17 protein-coding genes are annotated in these 19,918 nt (G+C 65.5%); 7 read left to right on the plus strand and 10 right to left on the minus strand.

From position 1 onward, the window contains the following. Window positions 1–83: 83 nt before the first annotated feature. The 5 genes from KYE46_RS16970 to paaZ all read right to left on the minus strand — a co-directional run bounded on the left by KYE46_RS16970 (window position 84) and on the right by paaZ (window position 6,497). Entirely contained in the window at window positions 84–1,685 is a 1,602-nt protein-coding gene (locus KYE46_RS16970; RefSeq protein ID WP_219002334.1) for a TRAP transporter large permease, read from the minus strand. Then, window positions 1,682–2,266, minus strand: a complete 585-nt coding sequence (locus KYE46_RS16975) for a TRAP transporter small permease (protein ID WP_219002337.1) — start codon at window positions 2,264–2,266, stop codon at window positions 1,682–1,684. The genes KYE46_RS16970 and KYE46_RS16975 overlap by 4 nt, the downstream gene beginning before the upstream one ends. A 75-nt stretch (window positions 2,267–2,341) precedes the next feature. Further along, window positions 2,342–3,376 (minus strand): TRAP transporter substrate-binding protein, encoded by a 1,035-nt coding sequence (locus KYE46_RS16980; RefSeq protein ID WP_219002339.1) that lies wholly within the window; start codon window positions 3,374–3,376, stop codon window positions 2,342–2,344. Window positions 3,377–3,686: 310 nt separating this feature from the next. After that, a complete protein-coding gene (locus KYE46_RS16985; RefSeq protein WP_219002342.1) occupies window positions 3,687–4,457 on the minus strand; it encodes a hypothetical protein in 771 nt (256 codons plus the stop codon). 30 nt (window positions 4,458–4,487) lie between these two features. Beyond that, on the minus strand, window positions 4,488–6,497 hold the full coding sequence (gene paaZ / locus KYE46_RS16990) for a phenylacetic acid degradation bifunctional protein PaaZ (protein ID WP_219002344.1): 2,010 nt from the start codon (window positions 6,495–6,497) through the stop codon (window positions 4,488–4,490). Window positions 6,498–6,653: 156 nt separating this feature from the next. Between paaZ and paaI the strand changes: the two genes are divergently transcribed. The 7 genes from paaI (at window position 6,654) to KYE46_RS17025 (ending at window position 12,105) form a co-directional block, all read left to right on the plus strand. Continuing rightward, on the plus strand, window positions 6,654–7,079 hold the full coding sequence (paaI, locus tag KYE46_RS16995) for a hydroxyphenylacetyl-CoA thioesterase PaaI (RefSeq protein WP_219002347.1): 426 nt from the start codon (window positions 6,654–6,656) through the stop codon (window positions 7,077–7,079). A gap of 2 nt (window positions 7,080–7,081) precedes the next feature. Further along, window positions 7,082–8,386, plus strand: a complete 1,305-nt coding sequence (paaK, locus tag KYE46_RS17000) for a phenylacetate--CoA ligase PaaK (RefSeq protein WP_219002349.1) — start codon at window positions 7,082–7,084, stop codon at window positions 8,384–8,386. Between the two features lie 151 nt (window positions 8,387–8,537). Continuing rightward, window positions 8,538–9,515 (plus strand): 1,2-phenylacetyl-CoA epoxidase subunit PaaA, encoded by a 978-nt coding sequence (paaA, locus tag KYE46_RS17005; protein ID WP_219002352.1) that lies wholly within the window; start codon window positions 8,538–8,540, stop codon window positions 9,513–9,515. Window positions 9,516–9,540: 25 nt separating this feature from the next. Further along, on the plus strand, window positions 9,541–9,831 hold the full coding sequence (gene paaB / locus KYE46_RS17010) for a 1,2-phenylacetyl-CoA epoxidase subunit PaaB (RefSeq protein ID WP_219002354.1): 291 nt from the start codon (window positions 9,541–9,543) through the stop codon (window positions 9,829–9,831). Continuing rightward, window positions 9,831–10,586 carry a 1,2-phenylacetyl-CoA epoxidase subunit PaaC gene (paaC, locus tag KYE46_RS17015; protein ID WP_219002356.1) on the plus strand — a complete coding sequence of 252 codons (756 nt, stop codon included), beginning with the start codon at window positions 9,831–9,833 and terminating at the stop codon, window positions 10,584–10,586. Before paaB ends, paaC begins: the two co-directional genes overlap by 1 nt. Further along, window positions 10,580–11,041, plus strand: coding sequence for a 1,2-phenylacetyl-CoA epoxidase subunit PaaD (paaD, locus tag KYE46_RS17020; RefSeq protein WP_219002359.1), 462 nt, complete (start codon window positions 10,580–10,582; stop codon window positions 11,039–11,041). The genes paaC and paaD overlap by 7 nt, the downstream gene beginning before the upstream one ends. 2 nt (window positions 11,042–11,043) lie before the next feature. Continuing rightward, window positions 11,044–12,105 carry a 2Fe-2S iron-sulfur cluster-binding protein gene (locus KYE46_RS17025; protein ID WP_219002361.1) on the plus strand — a complete coding sequence of 354 codons (1,062 nt, stop codon included), beginning with the start codon at window positions 11,044–11,046 and terminating at the stop codon, window positions 12,103–12,105. A gap of 121 nt (window positions 12,106–12,226) precedes the next feature. On the opposite strand, the gene pcaF is transcribed toward KYE46_RS17025, so the two are convergent. From pcaF to KYE46_RS17050, 5 genes are all read right to left on the minus strand, one after another. Beyond that, the gene (pcaF, locus tag KYE46_RS17030; RefSeq protein WP_219002363.1) at window positions 12,227–13,432 is read right to left on the minus strand and encodes a 3-oxoadipyl-CoA thiolase; all 1,206 of its coding nucleotides are present in this window, start codon (window positions 13,430–13,432) and stop codon (window positions 12,227–12,229) included. A gap of 154 nt (window positions 13,433–13,586) precedes the next feature. Then, window positions 13,587–15,776 carry a xanthine dehydrogenase family protein molybdopterin-binding subunit gene (locus tag KYE46_RS17035; RefSeq protein WP_219002365.1) on the minus strand — a complete coding sequence of 730 codons (2,190 nt, stop codon included), beginning with the start codon at window positions 15,774–15,776 and terminating at the stop codon, window positions 13,587–13,589. After that, window positions 15,773–16,756: an FAD binding domain-containing protein gene (locus KYE46_RS17040; RefSeq protein ID WP_219002368.1), complete on the minus strand. Its 984-nt coding sequence runs from the start codon at window positions 16,754–16,756 to the stop codon at window positions 15,773–15,775. Before KYE46_RS17040 ends, KYE46_RS17035 begins: the two co-directional genes overlap by 4 nt. After that, window positions 16,753–17,259, minus strand: a complete 507-nt coding sequence (locus KYE46_RS17045; RefSeq protein WP_219002370.1) for a 2Fe-2S iron-sulfur cluster-binding protein — start codon at window positions 17,257–17,259, stop codon at window positions 16,753–16,755. The genes KYE46_RS17040 and KYE46_RS17045 overlap by 4 nt, the downstream gene beginning before the upstream one ends. A 123-nt stretch (window positions 17,260–17,382) precedes the next feature. Then, window positions 17,383–19,818, minus strand: coding sequence for a GcvT family protein (locus KYE46_RS17050; protein ID WP_219002372.1), 2,436 nt, complete (start codon window positions 19,816–19,818; stop codon window positions 17,383–17,385). Between the last annotated feature and the right edge of the window lie 100 nt (window positions 19,819–19,918).

A 19,918-nucleotide genomic window follows, 5' to 3' on the forward strand; every position in this document is an offset into this window, starting at 1 on the left:
ACCTCCCCCGTTCCGTGGCCCTCCCGGCCACCTGAGAACCGGTTTTCCGACCGCGCCGGAAAACCGTTATGAGGTATAATCATCTACCAGACGATAAAGATCAAGGTAATCATTGGGAATGCCACGAGCAGCACCACGCGCAGCAGGTCCGAGACCACGAAGAACATGACGGCCTTGTAGGTGGCGGTCATTTTCGTGGCCTTGTCCATCGCGTTGATGATGAACAGGTTCATGCCCACGGGCGGCGTGATCAGGCCCACTTCCACGACGATCAGCACGAGGATGCCGAACCAGATCGCCACCAACTCGGTGTTGATCCGGTTGAGCGCGCCCGCGTTCACCCGCCGCAACTCCAGCGCGCGGGTCTGGTCGCGCACCAGCTCTTCGCCGTTGGCGAGGCTGGTGAAGATGCCCTCCAGCACGCCCTCTTCCATCTCGAAGTGGCCCTGGATCGTCGCCATGGCGCTGGTCTGCGCGGCATCCAGCGTGCCACCGCTGGCAAAGGCCTCCTGCAGGCTGGTGATCATCCCCGAGGTGATGTCCGGCACCAGCGACATGGCCTCCACCGCGCGGGCGGTGTGCAGGTCCAGCATCGAGACGAAGCCGAAGTCGAGCCCCTGCATGATCGGCCAGAAGATCGGGATCGTCAGCAGGATCATCGATAGGCTGTCCATGAAACAGCCGAGCACGAGGTAGAAGACGAGGATCAGGATCAGGATCACGTAGGGCGAGAAGCCCGAATCGCCGACCCATGTCGCGATGCCCTGGGGCACCTGCGTCAGGGCGAGGAAGCCGTTGTAGAAAGCCGCGCCGAGGATGATGAAGAAGATCATCGCGGTGGCGCGCGCGGTGACGGTGAAGCTCTCGATCAGGGTCACACGGGTCAGCCCGCCGTTGGCCCATGCGATCAGCCCGGTGCCGAGCGCGCCCACGGCCGCGCCCTCGGTCGGCGTGAACCAACCGGCGTAGATGCCGCCGACCACCGCGCCGAAGACGACGAGGACGGGCCAGATCTTCACCAGCGAGCCGAAGCGTTGGCTATAGGGCACGCGCGGGCGCACGCCGGCCCGCTCGGGGAACAGGCGAACGTAGATGGAAATCGCCAGCACGTAGCCCAGCGCCGCGATGATGCCGGGAATGAAGGCCGCGAGGAACAGCTTGGCAATGTTCTGCTCGACGAGGATCGCGTAGATCACCAGCACGATGGAGGGCGGGATCAGGATGCCCAGCGTGCCGCCCGCGGCCAGAACCGCGGTGGAGAAACCGCCCTCGTAGCCATAGCGCCGCATCTCGGGCAGCGCCACGCGGCCCATGGTGGCCGCCGTCGCCAGCGACGAGCCGCAGATCGCGCCGAAGCCCGCGCAGGCGCCCACCGCCGCCATGGCGACGCCGCCCTTGCGGTGGCCGAGCCAGCCTTCAGCGGCCTTGAACAGCGCCTGCGACATGCCGCCGAGGGTGGCGAAATGGCCCATCAGCAGGAACATCGGGATGATCGACAGCGAATAGCTGGAGAAGGTCGTGAAGGTCTCGGACTTCAAGCGGCCGAAGGGCACCTGTGTGCCGTCGGTCACGAGGATGAGCCCGATGAGGCCGGTCACGAACATCGACAGGCCGATCGGCACGCGCAGGAAGATCATCGTCAGAAGCAGCGGGAAGGACAGGATCCCGATGAGTTGGTCGGTCAATGTTCGGCTCCAAGATCCGCGGGGAGCATGGCTCGACCCGTCACCAGTTCAACCATCCGGACTGCCGCGAGATAGACGGAGACGATGGCTGCGAGGACCGCGCCCGTAAGGCCGATCGCATAGGAATACCAGACCGGGAACGACAGCTCCAACGTGGTCTGGCCTGAATTGAATTTCGCCATCATGCCGCCATAGAGCTGCGCGGCGATCAGCACGAGGACCGCGGCGAAGATCACCTCGGTCACCCCGCGCAGCACGCGGTTGGTGCCGTCGGACATCTGCGAGGTGAAGATGTCCACCGTCGCATGGCCGCCGGTGATCTGGCAGATGGGAAGGAAGGCGAAGACGACGAAGCCGACCCCGGCCTCGATCAGCTCGAACGTCCCGAGAACCGGGCCGACGCCTGCGTCGATCATCCACTGGCCCAGTCCGGCGAGGAAATCGGCATCCTTCATCCAATGGAACAGGCGGTCGAGGGCTCGCATCAGGACGGAGAAGACCGTCAGCAGGATGACCGCCGACAACATCATGCCGCCGAGGATAGCCATCAGGCGGGAGAGGGATAGGAAAGCGCGGTGCATGGGGGGGTTCCGGGGTGGAGGGTAGCTGAATAGGCCGCGGCAGTTGTCCTGCCGCGGCCCTACTTGGCTAGGCGATTACTGGGCGCATTCGCCGTTCATCAGCTCGCGCGCACGGTCGATCAGCGCCTGACCGTCCATGTCGTTCTCGGCCATGTCGGCGATCCAGTTCTCGTAGATCGGCTGAACAACAGGCATCCACTCGGCTTCCGCCGTGGCTTCATCGATGGTGATGATGTTGTTGCCCAGGTCGACCGCGATGTCGCGCGCGGGGCCGTCGGCATCCGCCTGCGTTCCGCCAGCGAAGATCGAGAACTCGAGACCCGAGTTGTCGTCAATGATCTGCTGCAGGTCTTCCGGCATCGCCTCGTAGGCGTCCTTGTTCATCGCCAGAACAAAGGTGAGGTTGTAGAGCGCATTGCCCTCGAACTCGGTGTGGTTCTCGACCAGTTCAGCCACGCGCAGGGCAGCGGTCACTTCCCATGGGATCGTGGTGCCGTCGATGACGCCCCGCGACAGGCCCTCGGTCACCGCCGGAACCGGCATGCCCACGGGGGTCGCACCGGTCAGTTCCAGCAGCTGGTTCACGAGGCGCGAGCCGCCGCGGATCTGCATGCCCTCGAGGTCCTCCGGAGTTTCGACCGGATCGGCGGTGTGGAACAGGCCGGGGCCGTGGACCCAGGTGCCCAGCAGGTGCACGGCAGAGAATTCCTCCTGCATGCTTTCCTCGTACATCGTCCAGTAGGCGCAGGACGCGGCGCGGGCATCGGCAACCATGAAGGGCAGCTCGAAAACCTCGGTCGAGGGGAAGCGGCCGGGCGTGTAGCCGACCACGGTCCAGACGATGTCGGCAACGCCGTCGATGGCCTGATCCATCAGTTCAGGCGGAGAGCCACCGAGCTGCATGGAGGGGTAACGCTCGATCGCGATGCGGCCGTCGGAAGCCTCCTCGACCTGATCGGCCCAGACGTCCAGAACCAGCGCCGGCACGTTGGCCTGCGCGGGCAGGAACTGGTGCAGCCGCAGCGTGACTTCCTGCGCGAACGCGCCGGACGCCGCCATGGCGCCGACAGCGGCCGTGCCCAGTGCCGTCATGAGTGTCTTCTTCATCATTTGGTCTTCCTCCCAGTGTGGTTACTCCGGAGACGCTTGCGTCGCCTTGGCCGGAACATGCGCAGTTGAGCTTCCCGAACTCAACTGCAAGATAGATGGATATGAAACATAATCGTTATATTATGTCACGATGTTTGTGCGTAAAGCACAATCCTACCGGCCTCTCCGCAATAAAAGTTCGCGCCCCGCATCAGGGCCTTCCGGCCCGCTTTCGGTGATTCCGCAGAATCACCCGACCCGCAAAGCCTACACGATGGCAGGCCCTCCGGTAGAATTCTTGTGTACACCTTGGCGCGCAAGTCGGAAGTCATCACGCGGCCCGCAACCAAGATGTCTGGATCGGCCCGAGCCGCGCCATCAACTCGTGAACCGCGGCGCGGCAGGCGATTTCGGCCCGGTCTTCTCCCAGCACCGCTTCGGCCGCCGGGTTGGAGCGCAGGGCCAGACGCCGCCACCCATGCAGCGCCAGCACCCGCAAGGCGAAGCGGTCCAAGGGCGCCTCCGGCAGCGCCTCAACCGAGCGGATCGTCGCGGTCAGCTTGGCGAAATCCTCCTCGCAGGCGGCATCGACCACCGCCGCGCGCACCCAATCCGGCAGCACGCGGTCGCCCGGCACGGCTAGCAGCCAATCGTCGGGGACACCCTCGGGATTGCCCGCCACAAGTGCCAGATTGCGGGAGAGAAGGACCCCCGCCGTCCCTTCCGGCAGCAGCAACAAGGCGTCCTGCGCATCGGGCGGCAGGCCGACCATCTGCCAGCCATCCAGACCCGCGGCGGGGCCATAGACCCGGTCTTCCACCGCCTGCACCTGCTTCAGCGCCGATGGCGACAGCGCGTGATAGCCCACGCGGCCATCGCGACGGCTCTCGATCCATCCATCCCGTTTCAAACGGTGCAGGGCCACGCGCATGGCCTGCGGTTGCAATCCGATCCGCTCCACCAGCGCCGAGAGCACGAGGCCCGAGACCTCTTCCCGGCTCGACCGTCCGACGTCACCCAGACAGGTCACCAATACCGACCACAGCTTCAGGGGCGCCTCTTCGGTCAGCGCCTCCGCCAGTGTGCGAACCGGATCACGCACCGCGGTACTCCGTCAGAAGGGGCGTCTCGCTCATTTGGCCACCATAGTCAGAAGCTCGTATTCCGCCACCGGCTCGCCGTCCTGATTGGTCACCGAGGCGTGCCAGCGCACCTCGCCGTACTCCTCGTTGCGGGATTTCCGGTCCATCACCGTCAGCTCCACCTCGATGCTGTCGCCGGGCACGACAGGCTTCAGGAACCGCAGGTTGTCGAGCCCGGTATTGGCCAGCACCGGCCCTTCGGCCGGCTCCACGAAGAGACCGGCGGCGAAGCTGAGGATCAGGTAGCCATGGGCCACGCGGCCCGGAAAGAACGGATTCCGCTCGGCGGCGGCGTCGTCCGTGTGGGCATAGAAGGTGTCGCCGGTGAAATGGGCGAATTGCTCCACGTCCTCCAGCGTGATCGTGCGCGCCTCGGTGCGCAGGCTGCGGCCGATGGCGAGATCGTTGAACTTCACCCGGAACGGATGCGCGTCGCCCTGCGTGCGCGCCGCGCCGGGGATCCAGCGCCCGGTCACGGCCGTCAGCATGGTGGGAGAGCCCTGTACCGCCGTGCGCTGCATGTAATGTTTGACTGCGCGGATGCCGCCCAGCTCCTCGCCGCCGCCGGCCCGCCCCGGCCCGCCGTGGGTCAGATGCGGCATCGGGGCGCCGTGGCCGGTGGATTCGGCCATGCTGTCGCGGTCGTTGATATAGACGCGGCCATGCCAGGCACCGATGCCGGTCACGACCTCGCGGGCGACCTCGGTGTCATGGGTGACGAGAGAGGCGACAAGGCTGCCGCCGCCCCGGTTCACCAGCTTCACGGCGTGATCCAGATCGCGGTAGCCCATGATGGTCGAGACGGGGCCGAAGGCCTCGGTCTCGTGGATCGCGACAGCGGCATCGGGGTCGGCGCAGTGGAAGACCTTGGGCGACACGAAGGCGCCCTTCTCGACGTCACCGGCGACATCGCCCTCGTAGACACATTCCGCCTCGCGCGCGATGGTCGCGGCCTTCTCCAGCACATCCTCGCGCTGGTCGGCCGACACGACCGGCCCCATGCGCACGCCCTCGTCGCGGGGGTCGCCCACGACGGTCCGCGACAGGCGTGCCGAAAGCCCCTCGATCAGTGGCTCCAACAGCGGCTCGGGCGCCATGATCCGGCGAATGGCGGTACATTTCTGCCCCGCTTTCGTGGTCATCTCGCGCGCGATTTCCTTGATGAAGAGGTCGAACTCCGGGCTGCCGGGCGCTGCGTCGGGGCCGAGGATCGAGGCGTTCAGGCTGTCCTGTTCGGCGGTGAAATGCACCGCGCGGTCCAGCAGGCCCTGATGGCCGCGCAGCATCCGCGCCGTCTTGGCCGAGCCGGTGAAGGTCACCGCGTCCTGCGGCCCGAGGTGATCCAGCGCGTCACCCACGCCGCCGCTGATCAGCTGCAACGCGCCATCGGGCAGAACCCCGGCGTCGAGCATGATTCGCACGCAGAGCTCGGTCACGTGGCAGGTCGCCGTCGCCGGCTTCACGATGGATGGCACGCCCGCCAGCAGCGCCGGTGCGATCTTTTCCAGCATCCCCCAGACCGGGAAATTGAAGGCGTTGATATGGAGCGCGACACCCAGTTTCGGCGTGTAGATATGCTGCCCCCCGAAGGCGCCGGTCTTGCCCAGCGGCTCGAACCCGCCGTCGATCAGGACATGCCCCTCGGGCATCTCGCGCCGCCCCTTGGAGGCGAAGACGAACAGCGTGCCGATCCCGCCGTCGACGTCGAAGCCGTGATCGGCCTGCGTCGCGCCGGTGGTGAAGGACAGGTCGTAAAGCCGTTGCTTGTTCTTGTTGAGATGCAGCGCCAGCGCCTTCAGCATCCGGGCGCGGTCGTGGAAATCCATCGCGCGCAGGGCCGGGCCGCCGACCTCGCGGCCATAGGCGATCATGCCTTCCACATCCAGATCCGCCCGGCCCGCCTTGGCGATCACCTCACCGGTGGAGGCGTCCGCGATCGGGCGCGCACCGGCGTCAGGGGCGATCCAGACACCCTTTGCGAAACTCTCAACGTGTTGCACGATATTTCCTCCCCGAAAATTCTTGTAACACTTTGCGCGATCCTTCAGGATGCCGCAAGCAAGAGTTTGGGAGGCGACTGCATTGCGCGTACATTCTGGAACGACAGCGCCGAAATCGCCGCGCTTGTGCCGCCGCGCTGCAGGGGGAGACGCACCATGACGCCGAAGCAACGCGCAACCCGCAGCGCCGAGGCCATGTGGGCCGGCGACAAGGCCTCGGCCTGGGTCGGCATGGAGATTGCCGAGATCGACGAAGGCCGCGCCACCCTGACGCTCGATATCCGCGAGGATCACTGCAACGGCCACGGCATCGGTCACGGCGGCGTGACCTTCATGCTGGCCGACAGCGCCTTCGCCTTCGCCTGCAACTCCCGCAACGTGACCACCGTGGCGCAGCACAATTCGATCAGCTTCCTCGCCCCCGTCCGCCTCGGCGACACGCTTACCGCCACCGCCGTCGAGCAGACCCTGCGCGGGCGCTCCGGCATCACCGACGTTACCGTCACCAACCAATCCGGCGAGACCATCGCCCTGTTCCGGGGCGCCTCGCGCGCCCTCGGCTCCCCCCTGTTCGAGGAATAGACATGCGCGACCTGACCCCCCCTCGTGATTCGCTCGACCCGATCGAGACCGCCTCCCGCGATGAGATCGCGGCGCTGCAACTCAAGCGCCTGAAATGGTCGCTGCAGCACGCCTATGACAACGTCCCCTTCTACCGCTCGAAGTTCGACGCGGCGGGGGTCCACCCTGCCGACCTCACGTCGCTCAAGGATCTGGCGAAATTTCCCTTCACCGTGAAATCGGACCTGCGCGACAATTATCCCTTCGGCATGTTCGCCGTGCCGCGCGACCAGATCACCCGCATCCACGCCTCCTCGGGCACCACCGGCAAACCGACGGTCGTTGGCTACACCCAGGGCGATATCGACATGTGGGCCAACATGGTCGCCCGCTCGCTCCGCGCCGCGGGCACCCGCCCCGGTGACATGCTGCACAACGCCTATGGCTATGGTCTCTTCACCGGCGGCCTCGGCGCCCACTACGGGGCCGAGAAACTGGGCTGCACCGTGGTGCCGGTCTCGGGCGGCATGACCGCGCGGCAGGTCACGCTGATCGAGGATTTCCAGCCCACGACGATCATGGTCACCCCTTCCTACATGCTCAACATCCTCGAGGAATATCACCGCCAGGGCGTCGATCCGCGCAACTGCTCGCTCGAAGTGGGCGTCTTCGGCGCCGAGCCCTGGACCAACCAGATGCGTTCCGAGGTCGAGGCCGCCTTCGACATGCATGCCGTCGACATCTACGGGCTGTCCGAGGTGCTCGGGCCCGGCGTTGCCAGCGAATGCGTCGAGACCAAGGACGGCCTCCATATCTGGGAAGACAATTTCTACCCCGAGATTATCGACCCGCAGACCGGTGAGGTCGTGGAAGATGGCGAGATGGGCGAGCTGGTCTTCACCACGCTCACCAAGGAGGGGATGCCGATCATCCGCTACCGCACCCGCGACCTGACCCGGCTCCTGCCCGGCACCGCGCGCATGATGCGGCGGATGGAGAAGGTCACGGGCCGCTCCGACGACATGATCATCCTGCGCGGCGTCAACGTCTTCCCGACCCAGATCGAGGAACAGGTGCTCACCGTCGAGGGGCTGGCGCCGCACTATCAGATCGAACTGGTGCGCGACGGCAAGATGGATGCCATGCGCGTCCACGTCGAAAGCCTGCCCGAGCACGGCGACGGAGAGGCGCAGGCCGTGCAGGCCGCGACGCTGAAGCACCGGATCAAGCAGGTCGTCGGCGTGACCGCCGTGGTCGTCGTGGCCAAGCCCGGCACCGTGGCCCGCAGCGAAGGCAAGGCCACGCGGGTGATCGACAACCGCAGTTAAGTGGAGCCCGCACACAAAGCGTTACAAAATTTTGCCCATTTTCACCGGGCGTAACGTTTTATTGGACGCAAGCGGGTAAATCTGCTAGTTTGATCCCAACGCGCCTATTGGTTCCCCCCGGAGCCTCGCAGGCATCTGATGGAGTGACCCAATGTACGCTCAAATGGTGAAATCCGAGGCGACCTCCGACGATCCGGAGATGCTCGCCGCGTTTCAGGCCCGAATCGATGCGGGCGAGAAGATCGAGCCCAAGGACTGGATGCCCGAGGGCTACCGCAAGACGCTGATCCGCCAGATCGGCCAGCACGCGCATTCCGAAATCGTCGGCCAATTGCCCGAGGGCAACTGGATCACCCGCGCCCCCACGCTGGAGCGCAAGGCGATCCTTCTGGCCAAGGTGCAGGACGAGGCCGGCCACGGTCTCTACCTCTATTGCGCCGCTGAAACGCTTGGGATTTCCCGTGACGAGATGACCGAGATGCTGCTCGACGGGCGGATGAAATACTCCTCCATCTTCGCCTATCCGACCCTGACCTGGGCCGATATGGGCGCGGTCGGCTGGCTCGTGGATGGCGCGGCGATCATGAACCAGGTGCCGCTGCAACGCACCTCCTTCGGCCCCTATGCGCGCGCCATGATCCGCGTCTGCAAGGAGGAATCCTTCCACCAGCGGCAGGGTTTCGACATCATGATGAAGATGTGCTCCGGCACCCCGGAACAGAAGCGCATGGCGCAGGACGCGCTGAACCGGCTCTGGTTCCCCTCGCTGATGATGTTCGGCCCTTCCGACAAGGACAGCGTCCACTCCAGCCAGTCGATGTCGTGGAAGATCAAGATGAACTCCAACGACGAGCTGCGCCAGAAATTCGTCGATCAGACCGTGCCGCAGGCCGAGTACCTCGGGCTGACGATTCCCGATGAAACCCTCGCCTGGAACGAGGAGAAGGGCGGCTACGACTTCGCCGAACCCGATTGGGACGAGTTCTTCGACGTGCTCAAGGGCAACGGCCCCTGCTCCACCGATCGCATCGCCACCCGCAAGGCGGCATGGGACGACGGCGCATGGGTGCGCGAGGCGATGAACGCCCACGCCGCCAAGAAATCCACTGCGAACGTCGCGGCTGAATAGCCCCGGCAAAGTGTAAGGCATTACAATGATTGACAAACGCGAATGGCCCCTGTGGGAGATCTTTATCCGTGGCCAGCACGGTGCATCGCACCGCCACGTGGGCTCGCTGCATGCGCCCGACGCTGAAATGGCGATCCTGAACGCGCGCGATGTCTATACCCGCCGCAAGGAGGGCGTGAGCATCTGGGCGGTTCCGGCCAGTGCCATCGCCGCTTCCAGCCCCTCGAAGAAGGGGCCGATGTACGATCCGGCGGAGGACAAGGCCTATCGCCATCCGACGTTCTTCAACATTCCCAAGGAAGTGGGGCCGATGTGATGGGTCTGCTACTGGAAAATCCTGCGCCCCAGGACACAAGTGATCCGGCGGCGCTCTTCGAGTTTCTCCTGAGGATGGGCGATACGACCCTGATCCTCGGTCACCGCCTGTCGGAATGGTGCGGCAAGGCGCCGATCCTCGAAGAGGACATCGCGCTGGCCAATACCGCGCTGGACCTGATCGGCCAGACCCAGATGTGGCTCGGCCTCGCCGGAGAGGTCGAGGGCAAGGGCCGCACCGCCGACGATCTCGCGATGCTGCGCGATGCCTGGGATTTCCGCTGCTGCCTCCTTGTGGAGCAGCCGAACGGCGATTTCGGCCAGACGATCATGCGGCAGTTTCTGTTTGATAACTGGCACTTAGCTATGTTGCGCAAGCTTGAGCACCACGCCGACGAGCGGATCGCGGCCATCGCGGCCAAGGCGGCGAAAGAGGTGACCTATCACGCCGAGCGCTCCACCGATCTGGTGATCCGCCTGGGCGATGGCACGTCTCAAAGCCAGGCCCGGATGCAAGCAGCCCTCGACCTGCTCTACCCCTACGTGGGCGAGCTGTTCACCCTCTCCGGCGAAGATCTCCGCCCCGCCTATGACGCGACGATCGAGGCGGTTCTTGCCGAGGCCACGCTCACCGTGCCCGAAAGCCGTTTCGCCCACCACGGCGGCTTCTCCGGCGCGCGGCATTCCGAGCATCTGGGCCACCTGCTGACGCAGATGCAGTGGCTCCAGCGCGCCTATCCGGGCGCCCAATGGTGAAGCCTTCCACCGACCAGATCTGGGCCTGGCTCGACGAGGTGCCGGACCCGGAGATCCCGGTAATCTCGCTCGTCGACCTCGGCATCGTCCGCGACGTCGCGTGGCAGGACGAGACGCTGGAGGTGACGCTGACGCCCACCTATTCCGGCTGCCCCGCCACGGCGGTGATCGAACTGTCGGTGGACGAAGCCCTGCGCGAGAAGGGCATCGCGGACCTGCGCCTCAAGCGCCAGATCGCCCCGCCCTGGACCACCGACTGGCTCTCCGACAAGGGCCGCGCCAAGTTGGAGGCCTACGGCATCGCCCCCCCCAACCCCGCCGGCGGCCCCTCGCAATGCCCGCGCTGCCAGTCGACCGCGCTGGAGCGCATCAGCCAGTTCGGCTCCACCCCCTGCAAGGCCCAATGGCGCTGCAAGGACTGCCTGGAACCCTTCGATTATTTCAAGTGCATCTGACCATGGCCAAGTTCATCCCCCTCACCGTCACCGACATCAACCGCACCACCGCCGACGCGGTCTCGGTGCGGCTTGCCCCCGCCGACGGCTCCACCCTGCCCTTCACCCAGGGCCAGTATCTCACCTTCCGGCAGGAGATCGACGGCGTTGAGCTGCGCCGCGCCTATTCGATCAGCGCCGGCGTCACCGACGGCACGCTGGAGGTCGGCATCAAGAAGGTGCGTGGCGGCGCCTTCTCCACATGGGCCAACGAGAACCTCAAGGTCGGCGACACGATCGAGGCGCTATCCCCCATGGGCACCTTCCACACGCCGCTCTCGCCGGACGCGCGCCACCATTACATCGGCTTCGCCATCGGCTCCGGCATCACCCCGGTGCTGTCGATCCTGCGCAGCACCCTCGCGGTGGAGCCCCACAGCCGCTTCACCCTGATCTACGCCAACCGCTCGGCGCGCGACGTGATGTTCCGAGAGGAACTCGAAGACCTGAAGAACGAGAACCTCACCCGCCTGAACATCGTCCACATCCTCAAGAACGACCCCACCGGCATCGACCTCTTCACCGGCCGCATCGACGCCGAGAAGCTGGACGCCATGTTCGCGCAATGGGTGGACGTGGAGACCGTGGACGCCGCCTTCATCTGCGGACCGGAATCCGCCACCGAGACCATCGCCGACCGCCTCGCCCACCACGGCATGGACCGCGACGCGATCAAGTACGAACTCTTCGCCGCCGCGCAACAGGGCAAGCTGCCCCAGACCGCGATCCGCGACGACACCGCCACCTCCACCACCGCGACGATCATCGTCGACGGCACGGCGCAGGACGTCGACGTGGCACCGGGCGAAACCATCCTCACCGCTGCCCTGCGCGCCGGGCTCGATGCGCCCTATGCCTGCAAGGCCGGCGTCTGCTCCACCTGCATGTGCAAGGTGATCGAAGGCGACGCCGAGATGATCACCAACCACGCGCTGGAGGACTACGAGGTCGCCCGCGGCATGGTGCTCAGCTGTCAGGCCCTGCCCACCGGCGACAGCATCACCGTGGAATACCTCGACCACTAGCGCCCTCCTCCGCGATAAAAAAAGAGCCGCGTCCCAATTCGGCACGCGGCTCCTTCATCTTGGCAATTACAACTCCCCGCGGAGCGTCCCGCAGGCGCCCGCAGGCGCAGAGGCCCGAGGCTCAGACCGCCTCGAGCGCCACGGCAATCCCCTGACCCACGCCGATGCACATGGTCGCCAACGCGCGCTTGCCGCCCGAAAGCTTCATCTGCAAGGCCGCCGACCCCGCGATCCGTGCCCCCGACATGCCGAGCGGATGGCCAAGGGCAATCGCGCCGCCGTTGGGGTTTACCCGAGGGTCATCGTCAGCGATCCCAAGCCCGCGCATCACCGCAAGCCCCTGCGCGGCGAAGGCCTCGTTCAGCTCGATCACGTCGAACTCCCCGATGCCAAGCCCGAGACGCGCCATCAGCTTCTGCGAAGCTGGCAAGGGCCCGATCCCCATGACCCGCGGCGCGACACCGGCCGTGGCACCGCCCAGAACCCGCGCGATGGGCGTCAGCCCGTGCTTTGCCGCCGCCGCTTCCGAGGCAATCACCAGCGCAGCCGCGCCATCGTTGACGCCGGAGGCATTCCCCGCAGTCACGCTCCCGCCTTCGCGGAACGGCGCGCGCAGTTTCGACAGGGCCGTGAGGTCCGTGTCCGGGCGCGGATGTTCATCTTCCTCGACAACCAAGGGGTCGCCCTTGCGGCGCGGGATGGTCACCGGGGTGATCTCTTTCGCCAGACGACCCGAGGCCATGGCCTCTCCGGCCTTGCTCTGCGAGCGCAGTGCGAAAGCGTCCTGATCCTCGCGAGAGACCTCATAGTCTTCCGCCACATTCTCAGCCGTCTCGGGCATCGAATCGATCCCGTATTGCTTCTTCATCACCGGGTTCACGAAGCGCCAGCCGATGGTCGTGTCATAGATCTCGGCCTTGCGCGAAAAGGCGGTCTCGGCCTTGGGCATGACCATGGGCGCGCGCGACATGCTCTCGACGCCGCCGGCCACCATCAGGTCGGCCTCACCGGCCTTGATCGCGCGGGCGGCAGCGATGATCGCATCCATGCCGGAGCCGCAGAGACGGTTGATCGTGGAGCCGGGCACCTCGACCGGCATTCCGGCCAGAAGCGCGGACATGCGGGCCACGTTGCGGTTGTCTTCGCCGGCCTGGTTGGCGCAGCCGTAGTAGATGTCCGCGACCTCGGCCCAATCGACGCCGTCGTTCCGCGCCATCAACGCGCGCAGGGGGATCGCCCCCAGATCATCCGCGCGAACGCTCGACAGAGCGCCGCCGAACCGCCCAATGGGTGTGCGGATATAGTCGCAGATAAAAGCCTCAGCCATGTCATGCCTCCCCGTGTTGGTCGCGCCAAGGTAACAGGCGCGCGGCGGGGAGGAAAGCGTTACCGTCAGGGCGCAATATAGTGCGCGAAGTAACGTGACCCGCGGCGTGAGCCTACGCCGCTGCGGGCACACTCAGAAGGCAAACGCGCCTCGGTCACAGCCCGGCAATGACCTTGTCCAACGTCGCCGGATAGTCGCGCACCCGCACGCCCGTAGCGTTGAAGATGGCGTTGGTGATGGCCGCAGCCGCGCCGCAGATGCCGAGTTCACCGATGCCCTTGGCCTGTAGCGGGCTCGCCCAGTCGTCGCGTTCTTCCAGAAGCTCGACCGTCAGCTGTGGCACGTCGGCATTCACCGGGATGTGGTACTCGGCGAGGTTGTGGTTGGCCACATGTCCATCGCGCGGATCGAAGGCCAGCTCTTCCGTCAACGCCATCCCGATGCCGAAGGTCATCCCGCCAAGACACTGCGACCGCGCGGTCTTTGCGTTCAGGATGCGCCCGGCGGCGAAGCTGCCATGCATGCGCCGGACACGGGTCTCGCCCGTGGCTGCGTGGACGCCGACTTCTGCAAAGTAGGCGCCAAAGGTGGCCTGACGCACCGCATCCGAGGTGTCACCCGGCAGCACATGGCCGACCTTGGCGATTTCGTCGCCGCGCAGCACATCGGTCAAGGCCGTCGTCTTGTTGGCATAAGTGGCCTGGGCGTCTTTCAGAAGCAGATCACGCTCGTCGACCTCCAACCGGTCGGCAAGCTGGCGCCGGATCGCTTCGCAGGCGAGGTAGACGGAGGTGCCGCTGGAGGATGCTCCCCATGAGCCGCCCGAGCCGGACGCCGGGGGCAGATCCGTGTCGCCGAGGACCACGTCAACCTTGTCGCGCGGCAGGCCGAGCATCTCGCCCGCGATCTGGCCGAGGATCGCGTAGGTGCCGGTCCCGATGTCGGTCATATCGGTCTCGACCCGCGCGGTGCCGTCGGGCCGCAGCGTCACGCGGGCCTGGCTTTCCTTCAGGATGTTGACCCGCGCGGCGGAGGCCATGCCGTAGCCGATCATCCAGTCGCCGTCGCGCCGTTCCTTCACGCCGGGCCGGTCGTTCCAGCCGAACGCTTCGGCACCGCCTTGCAGCGCTTTGCGAAACCGGCGGGAGGAGTATTCCTTCCCGCTCTCGGGGTCTTTCTCGGGGATGTTGCGCAGGCGGAGTTCGACCGGGTCGATGCCTGCCGCATGGGCCAGCTCGTCCATCGCGTTTTCCACGATGGTCACGCCGACAGCCTCGCCCGGCGCGCGGACAGAACCGGCGCAAAGCCGATGCAGGCGCGCCAGATCGAGCGACATCTTGCGATTGGCCGAGGCATAGAGGAAGTGCGACGCCTGCAGGACCGGCTCGGCAAATGTCTCTCCGGGGAGGTTGGAGACACGGGCGTCATGGCCGAAACCGCTCAGGCGCCCGTCGGCATCGGCAGCAAGGCGCAGCCGCTGGCGGGTCTCGGACCGGCGCATCGTGGCCTCGTAGACCTGCGGGCGTAGCAGCGCGACAGAGACCGGCCGCCCCACTTCCTTCGCCGCGATGGCCGCGGCCACCGCTTCCGGCGCCAACCCCAGTTTGGAGCCGAAGCCGCCACCCACGTAGGGCGAGATGACCCGGACCCTGTCGGGATGGATGCCGAGCGAATCCGCCAATTCGTTGCGGTTGTATTTCAGCATCTGGTAGCTGCCGCGCAGGATCAGGTCGTCCCCCTCCCACGTCGCGATGGAGGCGTGCGGCTCCATCGGCGAGCTGGAATGGGACGGGGTGGTATAGACCACATCGACGCTGTTCTCGGCGGCGCTCATGGCGGCCTCGAGGTCGCCCTGATCCAGCGCTTGACCTTCCTGAGGCTCGACGGCAGCGGTCTCGGGGTCGACAGGCACCGGCTCGCCGTTCTCAAGCGTCACGTCCAAGGCCTGCGCCGCGTGTCGAGCCTGCTCGAAGCTTTCGGCCACGACGACGGCGATCAATTGGCCGAGGTACGCGACGTGCTGCGGCCCCTGGATCGGCGCCTCGTTGGCAGTGCCTTGGGCGGGATTGCGCAGCAGACGGTCATCCTGGATCACCGACAAAACGCCGGGCATCTTCACTACGGCATCCCGGTTCGAGAGCACGACACGGCCGCTGTTACCCGGCGCGCGCACCATGACACCATGCGCCATGCCGTCGACCTGCCATTCGTTGGCATAGGTGGCGGTTCCGGTGACCTTCAGCGGTCCCTCAGGCCGGTCGAGCGGTGCGCCGACCAGCCCCTGCGCCATGTCATCCAGCCGCCGTTCGGTCGCCGGCGCGTCCATCTTGAACTGCTCGGTCATGGCCGTGCCTCCGTCAATTCGCTGAGCACCGACACAAGCGTTCGGCGCGCGAGGGGGATCTTGAAATCATTGTCGCCAAAGCCCTGCGCCCCGGCGAGAAGCTGATCGGCGGCCTTGTGGAAGAGCGCCTCTGACGGCGCCTCGCCCACCAGCAGAGCCTCGACCTGCGCGTCGCGCCAGGGTTTCGGCGCCAAGCCACCGAAGGCGAGGTCAGCGCGTGTGATCCGGCCATTCTCCACGGCCACGACACTGGCGACGGACACCAAGGCGAAGGCGTAAGACGCCCGGTCGCGGACCTTGCGGTAGGTCTGACGGCCGTCGACGGGCGCGGGCAATACGACAGAAGTGATAAGCTCGCCGGGCTCCAGCACCGTTTCCCGGTCCGGTCGATCGCCGGGGAGGAGGTAGAGGTCATCGAGCGACAATTCGCGGGTGTCACCGGCCTCATTCAACGTCTCCACCCGAGCACCCAGGGCGCGCATTGCGACGGCCATGTCACTGGGGTGCGTGGCGATGCAATGCTCGGACGTGCCCAGGATCGCGAGGATGCGGTTGAACCCGTCCCGCGCGGCGCAACCGCTGCCCGGCTCGCGCTTGTTGCAGGCCATCGCGCGGTCATAGAAATACAGGCACCGCGTGCGCTGAAGCAGGTTGCCCCCGGTGGTCGCCTTGTTGCGCAGCTGACCGCTTGCGCCCGCAAGCAGAGCGCGGCTCAGCACCGGCCAATCGCGGCGCACGCGGGTGTCGTTCGCGAGGTCACTGTTCGTCACCAAGGCACCGATCCGGAGCCCGCCATCCTCGGTTTCTTCGAACTGGTTGAGCTCCAGCCGGTTGATGTCGACCAGAGCATCGGGCGTCATGACTTCCAGCTTCATCAGGTCGAGCAGGTTGGTCCCGCCCGCGATGAAAGTGCCGACCTCGGCCGCACGGCGCGTTGCATCCTCGGTATCTTCGGCGCGGATATAATCGAACGGCTTCATGCGCTTTTCCCTGCCGCTTTCCGGATCGCCTCGACGATGTTGGGATAGGCGGAGCAGCGGCAGAGGTTGCCGCTCATGCGCTCGGAAATCTCCTCGGTCGTGAGCTCGGCGCCGTTCTGCAGATCGTCGGTCACATGGCTCGGCCAGTCGTTCTTGACCTCCTCCAGCATCGCCGTGGCCGAGCAGATTTGCCCCGGGGTGCAATAGCCGCATTGGTAACCGTCTTCGCTGACGAAGGCTTCCTGAAGCGCGCTAAGGTTGCCGGGCTGGCCGATCCCTTCGATCGTCGTCACTTCATCGCCATCGTGCATGCAGGCAAGCGTCAGGCAGGCGTTGATGCGGCGGCCGTTGACCAGAACCGTGCACGCCCCGCATTGTCCGTGATCGCAGCCCTTCTTGCTGCCAGTCAGTCCGAGATGATGGCGGAGGGCATCCAGCAGCGTTGTGCGTGGATCAAGCTCCAGCCGCTGGTGGGCGCCGTTGATGGTAAGGTCTGTTTGCACGGGAAATATCTCTGAATTGGTTCAGGCTTGCTAAACCAACCCGCGCGTAAGTGCTTGGTTCCGAACTTTAACCCCGCTGCGCCGTCGCTTGCCGCAATGGTGGCGCAGATTTTCCTGTGGGTATCAGCTTCGCATCCGGTCAAACTTGGGGTCGTAAGGCGACGGCTCGATGACCCGCGCGGCGACGCGCCTACCGCACAGATCAAGCGCCATCTCCGATCCCGGGCTCGCAAGGTCCGGGTCTACGAAAGCATAGGCGAGGTTCATGCCGACGCGGTGGCCGAAATCGCCCGACGTGATGGTGCCGACGACGGTATCGTTCTGCATCAGCGACGCGCCCGGATGCGCGGGGGCACGGCGGGTATCGATGCTCAACGAGACCAGCTGTTTTTGCGGCCCCTTCGCGTGACGCTGCAACAGCGCCTCCCTGCCGATGAACCCGTCCTTCTCGAGCTTCACGAAGCGCGCCAACCCCGTCTCGAACGGGTCGAACTCGGTGATGAGGTCGGCTTTCCAGTGCAGGAAGCCTTTCTCCATGCGCATCGATTCCACCGCACGCGCACCGAAGAGTTTCAGGCCAAAGGCCTCGCCGGCCTCGCGGAGCGCGAGATAGGCGGCATAGAGCGATGCGTTCGGGACGTGGATTTCATAGGCCAACTCGCCGGAGAAACTGACGCCCATCACCACGGCGGGCGCGTAGCCGATGGTGCATTCGCGGGTTGAAAGCCACGGGAAGGCTGCGGCCGACCAATCCCCGCGGGCAGATGCCGAGAGCACTTCCCGCGCCTTCGGCCCTGCCAGAACAAGGATCGTATGCTCGTTGGTCAGACTGCGCAGCTGCACGTCCTCGTCCGGGCGAAGATGGGCGGCGAGCCAATCCATGTCGTGATACTCCGACGCGGCCGCCGATCCGTACCAGACCCTGTCGGGGCCGCGATCAGAGGCGGGCAGATTGGCCACGGTCGCCTCGCCCTTGATGCATCCATGCTCGTTCAACAGATAGCCCAACCCGACACGTCCGTCGCGTTTCGGGACGGTTCCGCAGATCATCCGGTCGAGGAACCTGTGCCGGTCCGCCCCGGCAATCTCGATCCGGTTGAAGCCATTGACCTCGGCCAAGCCGACGTTGGTCGCCACGTTGGAGACTTCAGCCGCCACCACGTCGAACGCCTCGTCAAAGTCGAAGCCGAGGGTGGGATGAAACTCCGGCGACGGCTTGATGTAGTCGACCCGCTCCCACCCGTTCACGACGGTGAATTCGGCGCCTTCCGCGGCCATGATCGGCGTGAGCGGGGTCGTCTTGGCATTGCGCCCGGCGGGGCGATGCTCGTGCGGGAAGTGGAAGCGGAATTCGTTCTGGTAATCCTCGACCGCTTTGCGGGCGGTCAGCTCGACCGTCGCATGGCCGGTGAACCGACGCGGATCGATGACCCAGGTGTCGTAGCACGCCTCTCCGTGGACGATCTGTTGCGCCAATAGCCAGCCGTGGCCGCCGCCTTCGCCCAGACCCGCGCGGAGACCGATGATGCAATAGGCGTTGCGCTTGCCGGGGATCGGACCGACCAAAGGCGCGCCGTCGATGGTGTAGGTGATCGGGCCGTTCACCACCCGCTTGATCCCCACGTCGGCCAGAACCGGCATCCGCTCGAACGCGCCTTCGAGGACATCCATCACCCGGTCGAGGTCGTCGGGGCAGAGATCATTCGAGAAGCTCGGGCTGATGCCATCCATCCCCCAGGTCTTGCAGTCCTGCTCATAGAACCCGACCAGCAACCCGCCCTTTTCCTGACGAGAGTAATAGTCCGAGATCGGGCACCGCAGCAGCGGCATCCTGTGCCCGGCCTCGGCAATGGCGGGGATATCTTCGGTGATGAAATACTGATGCTCCATCGAGGCGACCGGATGCTGGACGCCCATCATCGCGCCGACTTCGTTCACCCGGTAGCCACCGGCGTTCACCACGACGTCACAGTCGATGTCGCCGTGCTCGGTGTGGACGGTCCATGTGTCGTCCTTGTGCTGCGTCAGGCCGATCACCGGCGTGTTGCGGTAGACCTCGGCCCCCGCCTTGCGGGCGTGAAACGCCAACGCCTGACACAGTTGCGCCGGGTCGATATCGCCGTCTTCCCCGTCCCAAAGGCCGCCCAGAAGGTTCTCGTTAGAGATCAGGGGGTGACGGCGGGCGCATTCCTCGGCGTCGAGGATCTCGTAGTCCACCCCCATACCCCGCGCCATGGAGGCAAAGTGGCGATAGCCCTGCATCTGCGCTTCGGTATTGGCCAGCCGGATACCGCCATCGCCGTGGTGATAGCCGACCGGGTATTCGGGATCGTCGCGCAGCTTCTTGTAGAGCGCGATGGAGTGGGATTTGAGACCCACCATCGTTTGGGTCATGCCGAAATTCGTGACCTGCGCCGCGGAGTGCCACGTGGTGCCCGAGGTCAGCTCATCCCGCTCCACCAGAACCACATCGGTCCAGCCCTCCTGCGTCAGGTGATACAGCGTCGAGCAGCCCGCGATGCCGCCGCCGATGACAACAGCCTTGGTTCTGGATTTCATCGCGCGCACTCCCCTTGTCGATTGGCGTCACTGTGGCGAAAGCCCAATCCTTTGAAAAATCTTTTTATGCGAGATATAATCTCAAGATTATTGAGGTAGA

Origin of the sequence: Gymnodinialimonas ceratoperidinii, assembly GCF_019297855.1 — a bacterium.
GTDB classification, from domain to species: Bacteria; Pseudomonadota; Alphaproteobacteria; order Rhodobacterales; family Rhodobacteraceae; genus Gymnodinialimonas; species Gymnodinialimonas ceratoperidinii.